Annotated in this window: 16 protein-coding genes and 1 pseudogene; 8 read left to right on the top strand and 9 right to left on the bottom strand. The window is 69.0% G+C overall.

The genetic code is table 11. The features are described 5' to 3' along the window. Nucleotides 1–11 precede the first annotated feature (11 nt). The 3 genes from OG959_RS24845 to OG959_RS24835 form a co-directional block, all read right to left on the bottom strand. Nucleotides 12–770, bottom strand: coding sequence for a hypothetical protein (locus tag OG959_RS24845; protein WP_326661846.1), 759 nt, complete (start codon nt 768–770; stop codon nt 12–14). A gap of 491 nt (nt 771–1,261) precedes the next feature. Further along, nucleotides 1,262–1,456, bottom strand: coding sequence for a DUF397 domain-containing protein (locus OG959_RS24840; protein ID WP_326661844.1), 195 nt, complete (start codon nt 1,454–1,456; stop codon nt 1,262–1,264). Beyond that, entirely contained in the window at nt 1,456–2,301 is an 846-nt protein-coding gene (locus OG959_RS24835) for a helix-turn-helix domain-containing protein (RefSeq protein ID WP_326661842.1), read from the bottom strand. Before OG959_RS24835 ends, OG959_RS24840 begins: the two co-directional genes overlap by 1 nt. Nucleotides 2,302–2,503: 202 nt before the next feature. Here OG959_RS24835 and OG959_RS24830 point away from each other — a divergent pair, with 202 nt between their 5' ends. Beyond that, nucleotides 2,504–3,166: an ATP-binding protein gene (locus tag OG959_RS24830; protein ID WP_326666587.1), complete on the top strand. Its 663-nt coding sequence runs from the start codon at nt 2,504–2,506 to the stop codon at nt 3,164–3,166. A 660-nt stretch (nt 3,167–3,826) separates the two neighbouring features. Further along, the gene (locus OG959_RS24825; RefSeq protein WP_326661840.1) at nt 3,827–4,951 is read left to right on the top strand and encodes a cell wall protein; all 1,125 of its coding nucleotides are present in this window, start codon (nt 3,827–3,829) and stop codon (nt 4,949–4,951) included. Here the strand turns inward: OG959_RS24825 and OG959_RS24820 are convergent. Then, on the bottom strand, nt 4,933–5,310 hold the full coding sequence (locus OG959_RS24820; RefSeq protein ID WP_326661838.1) for a hypothetical protein: 378 nt from the start codon (nt 5,308–5,310) through the stop codon (nt 4,933–4,935). The genes OG959_RS24825 and OG959_RS24820 overlap by 19 nt on opposite strands. Nucleotides 5,311–5,460: 150 nt before the next feature. Between OG959_RS24820 and OG959_RS24815 the strand changes: the two genes are divergently transcribed. Continuing rightward, nucleotides 5,461–6,057: a hypothetical protein gene (locus OG959_RS24815; protein WP_326661836.1), complete on the top strand. Its 597-nt coding sequence runs from the start codon at nt 5,461–5,463 to the stop codon at nt 6,055–6,057. Nucleotides 6,058–6,141: 84 nt separating this feature from the next. Continuing rightward, a complete protein-coding gene (locus tag OG959_RS24810; RefSeq protein ID WP_219572367.1) occupies nt 6,142–6,528 on the top strand; it encodes a nuclear transport factor 2 family protein in 387 nt (128 codons plus the stop codon). Between the two features lie 503 nt (nt 6,529–7,031). Here the strand turns inward: OG959_RS24810 and OG959_RS24805 are convergent. After that, on the bottom strand, nt 7,032–7,649 hold the full coding sequence (locus OG959_RS24805; protein WP_326661832.1) for a CGNR zinc finger domain-containing protein: 618 nt from the start codon (nt 7,647–7,649) through the stop codon (nt 7,032–7,034). A gap of 188 nt (nt 7,650–7,837) precedes the next feature. Between OG959_RS24805 and OG959_RS24800 the strand changes: the two genes are divergently transcribed. Further along, nucleotides 7,838–8,581, top strand: a complete 744-nt coding sequence (locus OG959_RS24800) for a metallophosphoesterase (protein ID WP_326661830.1) — start codon at nt 7,838–7,840, stop codon at nt 8,579–8,581. Nucleotides 8,582–8,620: 39 nt separating this feature from the next. On the opposite strand, the gene OG959_RS24795 is transcribed toward OG959_RS24800, so the two are convergent. Beyond that, on the bottom strand, nt 8,621–9,937 hold the full coding sequence (locus tag OG959_RS24795) for a hypothetical protein (protein ID WP_326661828.1): 1,317 nt from the start codon (nt 9,935–9,937) through the stop codon (nt 8,621–8,623). Nucleotides 9,938–10,095: 158 nt separating this feature from the next. On the opposite strand from OG959_RS24795, the gene OG959_RS24790 reads away from it, so the two are divergent. After that, nucleotides 10,096–10,470, top strand: coding sequence for a hypothetical protein (locus tag OG959_RS24790; RefSeq protein WP_326661826.1), 375 nt, complete (start codon nt 10,096–10,098; stop codon nt 10,468–10,470). A gap of 76 nt (nt 10,471–10,546) precedes the next feature. Here OG959_RS24790 and OG959_RS24785 read toward each other — a convergent pair whose 3' ends face one another. Then, nucleotides 10,547–11,518: a tetratricopeptide repeat protein gene (locus tag OG959_RS24785; RefSeq protein ID WP_326661824.1), complete on the bottom strand. Its 972-nt coding sequence runs from the start codon at nt 11,516–11,518 to the stop codon at nt 10,547–10,549. A 243-nt stretch (nt 11,519–11,761) separates the two neighbouring features. On the opposite strand from OG959_RS24785, the gene OG959_RS24780 reads away from it, so the two are divergent. Next, nucleotides 11,762–12,385, top strand: coding sequence for a histidine phosphatase family protein (locus OG959_RS24780; protein WP_326661822.1), 624 nt, complete (start codon nt 11,762–11,764; stop codon nt 12,383–12,385). A 37-nt stretch (nt 12,386–12,422) separates the two neighbouring features. Here the strand turns inward: OG959_RS24780 and OG959_RS24775 are convergent. Together OG959_RS24775 and OG959_RS24770 are read right to left on the bottom strand one after the other, a co-directional pair. After that, a pseudogene (locus OG959_RS24775) lies at nt 12,423–12,530 on the bottom strand (MerR family DNA-binding transcriptional regulator); the annotation flags it as partial. 174 nt (nt 12,531–12,704) lie between these two features. Then, the gene (locus OG959_RS24770) at nt 12,705–13,091 is read right to left on the bottom strand and encodes a winged helix-turn-helix transcriptional regulator (RefSeq protein ID WP_326661820.1); all 387 of its coding nucleotides are present in this window, start codon (nt 13,089–13,091) and stop codon (nt 12,705–12,707) included. A gap of 107 nt (nt 13,092–13,198) precedes the next feature. Here OG959_RS24770 and OG959_RS24765 point away from each other — a divergent pair, with 107 nt between their 5' ends. Next, nucleotides 13,199–14,134: an NADP-dependent oxidoreductase gene (locus OG959_RS24765; RefSeq protein WP_326666586.1), complete on the top strand. Its 936-nt coding sequence runs from the start codon at nt 13,199–13,201 to the stop codon at nt 14,132–14,134. Nucleotides 14,135–14,176: the final 42 nt, after the last annotated feature.

Here is a 14,176-nt window from a genome sequence, read left to right as displayed (position 1 = left end):
TGGGCCCTCACTCACCCCCCACATCCAGCAGCCTCCTCGCTCTTCATCGTGGATTGATCAATCAAAAGAGTCACCCATGCTTCCACTCCTTTAAATTTACTCAAAGGACTCGCAACATATGGCACAGGCCCCCTTTCATCCCGATACCACCTACGGCCTTCCGAGTCATTGAATCTAATTCCTTCCACGTTCCATTGAGTGAACTTTGTATCCGCTTGCGAATCCTTAAAATCCGCTAGCTGGTCGCGAAAGGAGCTCAGAGGGAAACTCAAGCGAGTGCACGGCGGGAGTACTCTTACCATCAGTTCGAGACCTTTGGTGCGAATTCCGGTCACCCCTGCCCCGGTGACATAAAGCCACGGGTTCACTACAGCATCGGGTGATCGATTCTGCATGTATATCACCCCTGCACCGAAGTCCCCATACACCTGCCACACCATGATGCGCGACGCTTGCGCCCTTCCCTCTCTCTCAGCATTCTCTGTTGACTGGGTCAACGCGTCTTCAGACGTTCGTGCCTGATAGTAGGTTGCGATAGCCGTGAACCCAATAGATGCAACTCCCAGGACTACGCCAACAATGGTGGCAATCTTGGCCCAGTCAAAGCGCTTCCACCAATGCACCGAATTCCCCGGGGCGATCGCTTCGCCCGTTGGGACACCCGACTGGCCCTCGTCGCTTGCTGATTGATCGACCGCAGCGCGCTCCGTGCGCACGCCGACTCGCGAATTCGTCACACCAACGCCTTGCACGCCCTCGTCCTGCGCCACCCGCGCACGCGCCTGCTGCGGGCGTGGACGCTGCCGTGCTAATCGGAGCCGCACCCGCCGAACTTCAGGACTCGACACCGCATCCCCTCCATCGGTTGTACTACGTGACGTGCGGAGCTTGCCATCTTCAATTCGGACGCAGTGGGCAAATGCAAGCGCGCTTAGTGTGGCGGATACCGCTCTGGGAGGTGAATGAGATCGGCGCCGGCACACGTTCGGTGGGCAGATCTCGTACATCGAAGGGTACCGATAGCAATTCCGCCAGGCAGGGCCTTCGACAAGATGAGCATGGCAGGCTTGAGCCACAGGGAGGGAGAGACGGTGCCACAGCGGGCCCAACCCTCGGGCGCGCCCTTCCCTAAGGGTGCCCGAAACGCTCTTCACGAGGGGATCGGCATTGCGACTGCCCGCCCGCGACCGGAGGGTGGCACTGGTGTAGCGGTGCGGCTGCGGCTGCGGCTGCCCGGCCACCCACCGAACGCAGCGCTACGTCAGTGCAACTCGCCCTCACGCACCGATCCGACAAAGTGCACCCACGCCTCGGGGCCAACCTGAAAGTGACTGCCGCCCGGACGCTTACTGTCTCGCACGTAGGTGCCGACGGTGGTGAAGGCAGTTTCAACGCACTCCGTGCCACTACCGCCGCTGTAAGACGACTTGAACCACTGGGCACCTTCGTGATCCATCACAGCTCCTCGCACACCTGGTTCAGGAGCGCGGCAGAAGACTGGGGGTCCAGCGCCTGCGCGCGCAAGTACTCGAACGCCAACTTATAGCGTTCGAGTTCCTGCGGCTTCTCCATGAACAGCCCGCCGCCGATGATGTCCACGTAGACCACATCAAGTTCCGGCGTTGCCCCACCCAGGATGACGAAGCTGCCAACTGCGGCGGCGTGCGCGCCCGCCGCGAACGGCAAGATCTGAATGGTGACGTTGGGCTCGGCCGAGACGGTAAGTAGGTGCCGCAACTGGTCGTGCATGACGGAGAGCCCTCCGACCATTCGTCGGATGACGGCCTCATCGATCACTGCCCAGAGGTGCGGAGGCTCGTCGCGCGTAAGAAGCTCCTGGCGCTTCATCCGGATGTCGACCATGTGATTAATCTCTTGGTCCGTGCATCTCATCTCTGAAGCACGGTGAACTGCCTCTGCGTACGCACGCGTCTGAAGCAGCCCAGGGACATACATGCAGGCGTAGTGCCCCTCGCTCACCACCTCGTCTTCGAGCGTGAGCATGAGATTCATAGACTCGGGGATGGGGTCAGCAAGGGAACGCCACCACCCTTGAATGCGAGCTCCCTTAGCCAGGCCGACCAGTGACTCTCGCTCCCGATCAGAGGAGCCGTACTCGCGGCAAAGGGCGTCCACGGCCGGCCACTTAACCGTTCCCTCCTTCGTCTCATACCGACTCAGAGTGGCTTTTGAGATGCCTACGCGGGCGCCTGCCTCCTCCAATGTGAGGCCGCTCGCCTCGCGGAGTCGACGCAGATCGGCTCCCAGTTGACGCCTGCGCGTGGTCGGTCCAACTGGCATGGATTCGGCCCTTCAAGTCGGTATCGGAGAGGGTGCCTGGGAGCGAGTCTTACAGGCAAGGTGGCGCACGCCGGGGGCGTGCGCCAACGGAGCGCGCTCCCGAAAGCGGCTTCCGAGAGTTCCATTTTGAGAGTTTCACCATCACTGTATGAAGAGCAACGGGCGCGCAAGGTAACCGTTGAGCCAGTGAAGGGTGACCGGTATGAGTGGATGTCGCTTTGGTGTCGAGCGTAAGCGGTGGGAACTTCCTTTCCTTGCTGAGGCGGAGGAGCTTGCCGGCCTGCGGCGAGCGACGCGTCGGCACCTTGAGCTTTGGGGGCTCTCATCGATGGTCTACGCGGCTCAGGTCTGCGTAACTGAGCTCACAAGCAACGTCATCAAGCACGTGGGCGCGGGGACCTCGGCCTGCCTGGCGGTGAGCATGAACGGGGGTTGCTTGCGTATTGAGGTGAGCGACTCTGACGGTCAGCAGCTTCCAACGCTTGCCCGAGCAGCCGGCCTGGATGAGGGAGGGCGGGGCATGCAACTGGTGGAGGGAACGTCTTCCCGGTGGGGAGTGATCGTGCGTGGCGTCTCCAAGACGACATGGTGTGAACTCGCCACGGGGTTGCAGTCGGCCGACGGTCATGTCGCTAATGAACAGGTAGCCAAGGCAGAGGCCCTTCTGGGCCTCTGCGGGTTGGCTGAACGCCGGAAGTCCTCGCAGGCCAGGCCAACGAGCGTTCAGGAAGCTGCGGAGGTGGCCACCGACTTGATCGCAGACCTTCTCCTCTGGCTGAGGGCACATGGCTGCGACGCTGACGAGGCCCTTGACCGTGCACAATTCCTCTTCGAGGCCGAGTCCGAGGCAGAAGGGGCGGCGTGAGTCCTGGGCCCCTCGGATCACGGCCTCCGAGCGTGCATGCCCCCGGGATGTTCGGCCTGACCGTCGAACCGGTCGAGCAGCAGTCCGTCGCGGATCACCTACACGCCCGGAGTTGGCCGCCCCCGCCCCGGCCGAACAGCGAGCCAAGCCCTGATCGTGCTCTCCCGCCACGCAGGCGAGCGGCCGAACTGATCGTCAGGGAGAGGGAAGTCGGCTGGCCGCAGGCGGAGTTCGTCGGTCACGCGCCTGCGGGTGCGCTTGAGATACAGGCGGACGGTGGCGGCCGTGATCCCCGCGACCTCCGCGACCCCCCCGGTGTCGAGCAGTCGCTCGGGTGGGCTTTCCATGTCTCTCCTTTGCCTCCACGTCGTGGAGGCAAAGATACCGAGAGGTCGACGGACGGCAGAAGCGTCACCCCTGTCGAATCTCCCTGATCCGCCACATGTTTGACCCTGTCATGGGATCATTCATGTGTCGGAAACCGCCCGTGCCCCGACCTTCTGCCGCACGTCCTGTCATGCGCCCGGTGCTTGCGCCCCGGCCCACCCTCCCTCCCTTCCCTGGACAGTGATGCGTCGTGTTCTCGGCGCGGCCCCGCGCCGCGTCTCTCAGCCATGCCCGGACCCCGACTGGCAACCCGTCACCCGCCCGTTCCAGGAGGTGTCCACGACCGCCGCCCGGCATGCGCAGCCGCGGGCCTGGTTGCGTGCCGTGGTGTGGCTGGTCGAGGAGGCCCGGCTTCATCCGAGGGCGGGCGAGGCGACGTTACGCATCGCGCGGGACCTGGCCGGGCGGATGGATTACACCGCGGGAACCGTGCTGTACGACCTCGACGGAACGGCTGCCCGCTGCGCTCTGTCGCGGGCGACGGTCAAGCGCCATGTCGGATACCTGCGGGAGCTGGGAGCGCTGGTCTGGTTGCGCCACGGGTCGCGACGCAACCTGCGTCTTCCCGGGCGTCCGTACGCGGGTACGGCGACGATCTACGCGGCCACCATCCCGTACGCCTACGACCGGGCGCACGGCAACCGCATCGACGGTCAGGGGTTCGGGGCTCGGGTCGTCGGGGTACCGGTGGTGCCCGTGCAAACCTTGGCGGCGGGCGGTTCCGGCCGTCGGGGGCGTGAGCCCCAATCTCTCGCCGCCCGCCCCCGCAAACCTGTAGTCGAGGTAGACGGGGCGGTTCAAGACACCCCGCGCAGGCGCGAGAGGCCCCGAACCGCCTCCCCTCCCGAGAACTCGACGCCGAGAAGCCCGCTCCAGGTCGCCGCAGACATCCGGACCGCCGCTCAGGTCCGGCCGCACGTCCCCTGGACCCAGGGCGAGGGCTTACGCCGACTCGCCTACGCCCTGCGGCCGTTGATCGACCAGGGCCTCAACGCCCACGACATCGCCGCCGAGCTGACCTCCTGGTGGATCAACTGGCGCCCCGCGCGGCCCGCCGCGTACATCACCGCACAGCTCCGCAACCGGACCGGTGTCGCTCCGCACGAAGACCTGGCGGCCGAAGCTGCCCACCAGCACGCCGCCGGGCCCGCCCATAACCCCGCATGGCAGGCGTGGCTCCGGCAACGCGCCACAGCAACGGAGTGCCACGAACCACAGCGCACCGACGACGACCGCCGCCATGCCCGCCTCTACGGCTGGGACCGATGGGTGGAGATCGCCGAGCACTACGCCGCGGACCCTGACGACGCCCTCGACCTCTACGGCACCCGCCTGTGCGGCTACGCGGTCAAGCGCGCCTCGGAGATAGGGACAGGCGTTCAGACGCACGCGTCGTGACGGCGCAGGGATCTGGGATCAGAGCATTTCCGCTCACACCAACACACGCGGTGCACGGCGTATACCTGTGAACGTCGGGTCGTACTCGGCCCCAGCTGGTCACCGTCCACCCGAAGCGGCAGATCAGCCGCCGCGTGCAAGGTGCAGCTCGACAGGGTGGCGATCGACCGGCCCTCGCTGTCCAGGAGCGCCTGCCGCTCACCGACGTACTCCAGGCCCTCGGTCTCCTCGGCGTACTCGGCGAGCAGGCAGGTCGTGGCCGTCTTCCGGCCGGCCAGGACCAGAGCGTTCAGCGCGGCGCGCATCTCGCCGGGATGGCCCAGCTCCAGTGCGCGCATGCCGTTGACTCGCGGCCACATGATCCCTCCACCACGTTCGGAGCGGTTTGTCGGCCCCCGGAGCCTGGGGCTTTCCCGCAGCATGACCCTTTGGCTCGTGAGTCACCCGCCCTTCCGGAGGGCACCTCCTACCCTTCGTGGTGTCATCCCGGCCCGCGAGAGGATTCATCTGTGTGTGACGAGCGGTTGAAGGAGTTCTCCCGGCAGCGGCTCGGCGGACGTCCCGTGCCGGAGGACGTACGGCTCCTGGCGACCGCGCAGTGGGAGGGACACGGGCACCCGTTCGAGCAGTTCGGCATCAGCATCCTGGAGCCCGGTGCCCCGCACCCGCTGGCCGACTTCAGCTATCTCGGTGAGAAGGAGCGTGCCGACCCCGACATCATGGCCAACTGTGCGGCCTCCGCGCAGATGGCCACGTATCTGCAGGCCGTAGCGCAGGACGAGGACGGCAGCTTCTACGGGTACTGGCTGCACCCGCAGCAGCGGGTGGACCGGCAGCCGCCTCCGGTCGTCAAGGTCGACTCGGAATTGACGTACTGGGAACTGGGCGGGCGCACCTTCTCCGAAGCCTGTCTGTACGACATTGCGTTCGACGATGAAGAGCTGTTCGCGGAGGTGGCCGCAGCGCTCGTGAAGCTGCATGTCTCCGTTTCCGCCGGGTCCGGTGAGGGCCTCGGCGAACTGCCCGCCGATCCCGCCCCGGAAGACGTGCACAGGCGGCTCTACTACGCCGAGCGGGAGCGGCTCGGGCTGCCTGCGGAGAGCTAGTGCCGTGACCGGGATGGTTCACCGTGGCCGGGAGACGGCTCACGGGACGAGCGCGGTCCGCGAGACGACTGGTATTACTGGTGCATGCAGGAACAGCAGGAAGAGACCGCGCGGTCCGCGATCGACACGTTCATCTCCGCGTTCAACGCCTCGGACGACAGCTATGTGACGGCGCTGCTCTCCCAGGCCCTCACCTCGGACGTGGTCTTCTGGGGGCCGTTGGGCCGCAGTGAGGGGATCGAGGCGGTCGAGCGGTTCGTGCTGGACATCCGGCGCCACCCCGCGGGGACCGGCACCATGGTGCGCTGTTCAGCGGTGGACATGCCGGACGAGTGGGCCCGGTACAAGTGGGTCTTCACGACGCCGGATGGAGGCCCCCGCCTGGCGGGAACGGACGTCGTCCATCTGCGGCGGAACCTCATCGACCAGGTCATCGTCTTCGCGGGGGAGATCGAGCCGTCCGCCTCCTGAGTCATTCTCCTCCGGCGCCGTCCTTCTCCTGAACCGGCCCCGTTGGGGGCTCCGCGTCTGCCCGGCCGAGATCATCTTCACAACGCTTCGGCCGTCCGCGCTTGGCCACGAGCGGACCGATGATGCGCTGTGGCTGTGTAAGTTCGCGGTTGGTCAGGCTGCGGTGTTGAGGGGGCGCCCCAAAGGTTGCCGGTTGGGGAACGAGGCATCCACGGAGAATCCGCCGGGCTGATGGACCTGCGGCACGATGTCGAGAAGGTCCGTGGACGGCTCCGACGCGCGGACCGGCAGGTGGCGGCCGGTGGCTGTGGGCCTCTTGCGCTGCTGCGCCGGCACATGTCCGTCGCCCGCCGGTAACTCGGGCCGGCGGCCCCGCCCGGGAACCTCCGGAAACGGCGCACTCGTCAGCTGTTCCCCTCGTCGGCCGCAACACCCGTCGCCCCAGGCAGACATCATCCCGGCTCGCCTCATCCCGGTCGAGGGCTTCCGTGCGATCAGGGCGATCAGGACGAGACAGAGCCGCCCTCCGCCACCGTGCGCTGCCGCCTGTAGTGGCGGGCCGCCCGGGCGCGGTTGCCGCAGGACGGCTTGCACCACTCCTGGCGCCCGTGGCTCTTCACGAAGTAGCGCACGCAGCGGGGCGCGGTGCACGAGCGCAGCTGCTCGCGCTGCGGGCCGCTGAGGAAGTCGATGGCGGATCGGGCCAGGGCCGCGAGGAGCCGTACGTACGGGTCGGTCTCCGCGGACAGCAGTCGGGTGCCGGGAACTCCACCGGCAGGCCAGTCCAGTTGAGGGGCCACCGGTTCGCGCGCGGCGACCGCGTTGAGGTGGGCCACGGCCCGGTCGGCGGGCATCAGGCGGTGGGCGTCCGCGGGGCTGGGCGGAGCGGGGCTGACCGCCTGGGCGAACAGGGCCCGGACCGCCTGCCGGAGCTCGATGACGCGGAGCCTGAGGTCCTCGTCCGCGGTGAGGTCCGCGGCCGGGGCGTGGGCGGCCGGCAGATCCGCCTGCCGCTGGATCCAGTGCGTCGTCCCCTGGACCGTGGCGAGGTCGTCGGCGACGCCGCCGTCGCCGTCGTGGCGAACCGTGCTCGCCAGTTCCAATGCCAGCCAGCGCTCCACGGGGCAGCCCCTTCCGTCTCGGTTCCGGTCGTCGACCACTTGATCACATCCCTGCGCACACCCTAGGGTCTCTAACGGAAAAGACGAAAACTTCCGTTAGAGGCGGGGGCTCAGTGCCTTCCTGCTCCGCCGCGGCAGTGGACGTCGGCCTGGCCCGCCATAGAACCGCCATAGAAGGAGACTGCGGAATGACGCTGCTTGCACAGATCAGCGACCTGCACCTGGACGGCAGCGAGAGGGCGACCCGGCGCGCCACCCTCGTCATGGACTACCTGCGTGCCCTGCCGCACCCGGTGGACGCACTCCTGGTCACCGGGGACATCGCCGATCACGGCACGGAGACCGAGTACGAGGAGGCGGCTCGGATCCTGGCCGCCCCCTTCCCCGTGCTCACCTGCCCCGGGAACCACGACGCCCGGCCGGCGTACCGCAAGGCCCTGCTCGGAATGGCGCCCGAGCAGGGCCCGATCAACCAGGTCCACCACGTCTCCGGCACCGCCGTCCTGATGTGCGACTCCACCATCCCGGGCCGTGACGAGGGGCGGCTCGACACCGAAACGCTCGCCTGGATCGACTCCACCCTCACCGCGCTGCCGCAGGACACCCCGGCCCTGATCGCCTTCCACCAGCCGCCCGTCGCGCTCCACCACCCCCTGCCCGACGCCGGCATGCTCCAGGAGCCCGGGCAGCTGGCCGACCTGCTCGCCGCACATCCGCGGGTCGCCGCCGTCCTCACGGGTCACGCCCACACGGCGGCCGCCTCCACCTTCGCCGGACGTCCGCTGATCGTCGGGCCGGCCATCACGTGGACCCTGCGCATGCCCTGGGAAGGCGACCGGGCCGCGGACCGGGACCAGCCGCCCGGCCTCGCGTTCCACGTCCTGGACGACGAACGGCGACTGACCACCCACTACCGCGTCGTGCTCCCCTGAGCAGTCGCGCGCACGGGGAAGGCTTCGGGATCGGGCGGCTCAGTCGGCTGCACGCATCGCGACCAGGCTCGAACCGTGCGCGTACACAAGGCGGTTGCTGAGGAAGAACGCAGGGCCGCTGGTGGTGCGTCGCCAGGTGATCTTCCCGTAGACGTCGGCCGCGATGATCTCGCCCCTTCGGCCCTTCCCCGGGACGTACCAGATGCCTGGCCCCACCTCCTGCGCGGCGGGGACCAGTTCTGACGGGAGGCGTCGGGGGGCTGTGGCCGGCGCGTGCCGCGGGTCGCGGTGGCTCCCGTCCGCCCGATAGGCGAGCACCTGGCCACCGTAGGCGACGGGGTACTCGCCGGGCTTCAGGCTCAGGTAGAACTTTCCGCTGTCGTCCCCGACCAGGGCGCCCGCCGAGTCCGGCAGGGTCAGCCGGGATTCCTCGATGAGCGGGATCGACGGATCCCTGCGGCAGCCTTCGTGGACGGCCGCCTGGGGCTGGTCCCAGGTGAAGGTGCGTTGCCAGGCCGGGGCGGTCGTCTCGGGTTCGAGGTCGTACGCCGCTGCCTGCGCGCGGCAGCCGGGCCCCTGCGGGGCTGTGACCACGACGATGCTGTAGAGGGTGGGAAGCACCTGCGCGATGTCACCTTCGGGCAACTCGACGGGCCTTGACCGGAGCCGGTCCTCATCGTCCCAGAGGGTCACGAGTCGGCCGTCGGCGACGAACACCAGCGGATCACATCTCCGCCAGTAGTGGTCCGCACGTCCCGCGCGGTCCTGGGCGCAAGGGGTGGCGAAGACGGCCGGGCCGCGGGTTCGGTGCTTCCACCGGACCTGGCCGGTATCGGCGTTCCAGGCTGTCAAGGTGCAGGAGGATTCGGGCAGGCACGTGGCGGCCACCGCCACACGCGTTCCCGATGCCGACGTGACAGTGACGTACCGCAACTCCCCAGGAGGACGAGCCGGAGGGTGGGCGAGCTCCGCGAAGCGGCCGGTCATGGGGTCGAGCGTCGCGATGAACGGCAACCGGCCCGGCACGGCCGCGCCGATGAGCGTCAACCGGCCCTCGGACGGACTGGCGACGGCGTGCACCTGCCCCGGCCGTCCGGTGAGGGCGAACCGAGCCGGCAGCCTCGTACGCCAGAGAACCTCCCCGCTCTCATCGATCCTCGCCACCACTCTGCCCTGCCCGATGACCCCCAGTCGCCAGTTCACCAGCGTCCAGCCGCCCGAGGCATCCGTCGGCACGGGCAACGGCACACGAAAGGCGTCCTCGACACCCTCGTACCACTCGACGCGCGGCGGAGCGTGTACGAAGCAACCGGCGAGCAACGGAAGAAGAACCAGAAGACCGAACAGTCTGCGCATGAAACCCCCTGCACCACCCTGTACGGGCGCACCACTCGTAGGGAGCACGAATGACGACCGATTCGGTCACGGAACGGAGATCGCCCCGCGCTCGCGCCCGTACGCGGCAACCGTTCAACTCCCGCCGCTCAGCGTGCACATGGCGCTAGGGTCGCCGGATGGGACTCTTCAGCCGCCGCAAGGAAAGCAGCAACGGAACGCACCGACTGCTGCTGATGAAAGACGGGCACGTGAAGAACGTGCCGACCTCCCTGTTCGGGATGGAGCTCGTGCAGGAGGTCAGCCGCCTCCTGGGATCCGAGCACATACGGTCGACCAGGATCAGTGACGAACTGACCCTCTGGCACTCCGAGATCGCGCCCGGCCGGCCCCACCCGGGTGCGCCCAACCCGGCGGCGAGCAGCCTCGCAGCCGAGCACGGTTCGCCTCCGGTCACCGGGCCCGCCGTGGTCACCGGCGAGATGCTGTACGGGTCTCCCTACCCGCTGGACCCGGACCGGGCGGCGCAGATGGCGACCCGCCTGGGCGGATAGCGGTCGGCTGCACACGTACGAAGGGTGGTCGGCCGCGCACGCACGAAGGGCGGTCGGCCGGTCCGGCCACGAGCGTCTACCGCCCGTGGCCCTCGTCCTCCTGTCGCGACAGCGCCTCTTCGGCCTTCCGGCGCCACGCCCGCGCCTGCCGGGTGTACCCCGCCCGCTCCGAGAGGTTCGCCAGCCGGACCATCGCACCGACGTGCCCGGCCTCGGCGGCCTTCTCGTACCAGCCCTGCGCCGCGTGCAGATCACGGTCCCGTTCCCTGGAACGCCCCAGCGTGAAGCACGCGTCGGCGTCCCCCTTCCGGGCGCGCCCGGTCAGCCACGCGTCGAGTTCGGCGACCACCTCGGCCCGGCTGAGCAAGGTCGCGAGCAGGCGGGCCCCCTCGTCGTCGCCGGCCCTGGCCGACTTGCGGTACCAGGACTTCGCCGCCTCCCGGTCGCCCTGTTCCAGGGACAGGGCGCCCAGGGCGTTCATCGCTGCGGTGGATCCCTCGTCCGCCGCCCGCCGGGCCCACCGTGCGGACTCGTCCACGTCGCCCCGCAGGTACAGCAACTGCCCCAGGGCGTAGGCCGCGTCGGCAAGCCCCGCCTCGGCGGCCCGGCGGTACCAGCTCTCGGCCTCGGCTTCGGCGCCCCGCTTCTGACACAGTTCGCCGAGGACGGCCATCGCGTTCGCGTTTCCACCCTCTGCCGAACGCCGGTACCAGCGGTCGGACTCGACCTGCTCGCCGCGCAGCCGCAGGAGATACCCGACCATCTCCATCGCGCGCACATGCCCGCCACCGGCGGCCTCCCGCAGCAGCGCCTCGGCCTCGGCCCGCCTCCCCCACTCGTGAAGCAGTACACCGAGGGTGGCGGTCGCATCGGGATGCCTCATCTCGGCCGCCATACGCAGCCAACGTTCGCCGCCGGGCCGGTCGTCGTGCGTGCCGAGATGCAGGCCGTACCGGAACATCGCGGCGGCGTCCCCCGCCTCGGCTGCCTCACGCAGACGACCGTCCTCGTCGCCGGCCGGCCCCTCGTTCCCCGAACTCCCCCGCATGAGACGCCCCCTTGGGATTCCTGGCACTCGACTGGTCCCGTGAGACGGTGGTGGCCGCTCCCGCGGTTCCGGCCCATGCGGAGGGTGCTACGGGGCATGTCGCACTGTCCTCTCGCCGGTCTCCGCCCGTAGCCACTCCCCTGCCGCACGTCCTCGCCCGGGACGGGAACCACGCGGGCTTGTCGCGGCGTCCGTTCAGGTACTCGTACGATCTCCGACAGACTTCCGGAGGATCTCGCCTCCATGACCGGAACAGCCACCCGCTACCTCTACCTCACGCGACACGGTGAGTCCTCACCGGACGAGAGCGAGCTGACGGAGAGCGGGCGACGGCAAGCGGTACTGCTGGGGCAGCGGCTCCGGGGCTGCCCGCTCACGGCCATCCACCACGGTCCCCTTCCGCGGGCCACGCAGACCGCCCGGCTGATCCATGAGCAGCTCGACGGCGTTCCCCTCCAGGTGTCCGAACCGGCCGGGGACTACGTTCCGTACCTGCCGGAACGGCACGAGCTGCCGCCGGAGTCGGCCGACGCCATGGTCGCCCGACTGGCCGAGTTCCCGGCCCAGGAACGCGAACAGGGGCCGGAGCTGGCCCGGCAGGCGCTCGTCCGGTTCACGGGGGCGGTGGACGGGGACCGGCCGCGCCATGAACTGGTCGTCACCCACAACTTCCTCACCAGCTGGCTCGTGCGGGATGCCCTCGACGCCCCGAAGTGGCGGTGGATGGGCCTCTACCACGCCAACGCCGCCCTGACCGTGATCAAGTACGAGCCCGGCCGGCCCGCCGCCGTACTCCTCTACAACGACACCGGGCATCTGCCCACGGAGCTGCGCGCGGCCTGCTTTCCGGCCGAGCTTCGCATCTGAGGGGGCGTCGAGGAGGCGTGTGCGTCGGCGGGGCTGGGTAGCGGTAGCCGCCTGCGCCGATCCGGGCCGGCGAGAGCACGCCGACATCGTCGTCATGGCGCAGGGTCCGGGCGGTCACACCCGGCATCCGGGCGACCTCCGCGATCGGCCACTCCCTTGCCGCTCCCTCACGAACGCGTTACCGGGCCGGTCCTACCGGCCCTGGTCAGGACGGTAGAAGCTGCCGCAGCGGCAACGTCAACCCCGGATCCAGGCTTACCCGAATCCGGCCGGCCGCCGTGTGTGCGGCCCGCCCTCGTTCCCGGGGAGGCCGGCGCGGTCAGGTCGTCGCGTCGTAACCGGCCCGGGCCGCCAGGACCTCGTCCATGTTCTGCTCCGCCCACGCCTTGATCGTCCGCATCACCGGGACGAGGCTCTCGCCGAGCGGGGTCAGGGCGTAGTCCACACGGACCGGCACCGACGGGGTGACGGTGCGGGTGACCAGTCCATCGCGTTCGAGGGCGCGCAGGCTCTGGGTGAGCATCTTCTGGCTGACGCTCACGAGGGTCCGCGACAGGTCGGTGTAGCGCCGCGGTCCGTCGGCCAGCGCGTTGATGATCAGGCTGACCCACTTGTTGCTGATCCGGTCCAGCAGGTTCCGGGCGGGGCACTGGGCGAGATAGGCGTCGTACGCGGCAACGGCCTCGGAGCGGGTGGTCGTCGTCATGGCTCACCTTCCGGTGCGAAAGGCACCTTGAAGTGCCTTCTTCCTGATGGAGAGTAGCTCTCCATAGGGTCGTGAACATCAGCGGATCCGAGCGAGGGGAGTCGCGCATGCGCGCGGTCGTGGTGCGAACGGTAGGTGGCCCCGAGGCCCTGGAGGTGGTGGATGTACCGGTGCCGGTCCCCGGTGTCGGTCAGGTGCGGATACGGGTCGAGGCCGCGGCCGTGAACCCGGTGGATCTCGCGACACGTTCCGGGGACCTGATCACGGCCGGCCTGATGGCGACGCGTGACGTCATCGGCATCGGGTGGGACGTCGCCGGGCGGATCGACGAAGTCGGTCCAGGGGTGACGGCGTTCGCCGAGGAGGACCGGGTGATCGGGGTCCGGGACCGGCTGGACGTCCCGTTGGGCACCTACGCCGAGTACGTGGTGCTGGACGCCGACGCGGTCGCACCGGCCCCCTCCCGGCTGACCGCCGTCGAGGCGTCGACCCTGCCTCTGAACGGGCTCACCGCCCTCCAGTCCCTGGACCTGCTCGCCCCGGATCCGGGCGCGACCCTGCTGGTGACGGGTGCGGCAGGCGCGGTCGGCGGCTACGCGGTGGAGCTGGCCGCGCTGCGCGGGGTGCGGGTGGTGGCGGGTGCCGCGGCGCACGACGAGGTGTTCGTGCGGAAAGCGGGAGCCCGGTGGTTCGTACCGCGGGAGGCCGATCTCGCCGAGGCCGTACGCGAGTTGATCCCCGGCGGTGCGGACTGCGCCCTGGACGCCGCCGTGGTCGGGCTGCCGGCGCTGGGAGCCGTACGCAATCACGGCGCCTTCGTCGCGGTCATCGGGGGTGCCGCGCCCCTTCCGCTCCGGGGGATCAGCGTGCACGAGCAGTGGGTCGCGGCCGACGGCGCCGCGCTCGCCCGGCTCTCCTCCCTCGCCGGCAGCGGGCAGCTCACCCCGCGTGTCGCCGACACGATGCCCCTCCATGAAGCGGGACGGGCCCACCGCCGGCTGGCCGAGGGCGGGCTGCGGGGGCGGCTGGTCCTCGTCCCCTGAACGCAGGGCCGGGGAGACGGCAGGCCGCCGTTCGTCACGGTG

This window comes from Streptomyces sp. NBC_00385 (assembly GCF_035917155.1).
Lineage (GTDB): Bacteria > Actinomycetota > Actinomycetes > Streptomycetales > Streptomycetaceae > Streptomyces > Streptomyces poriferorum.
This window is presented reverse-complemented; position numbering and strand designations above follow the sequence as displayed.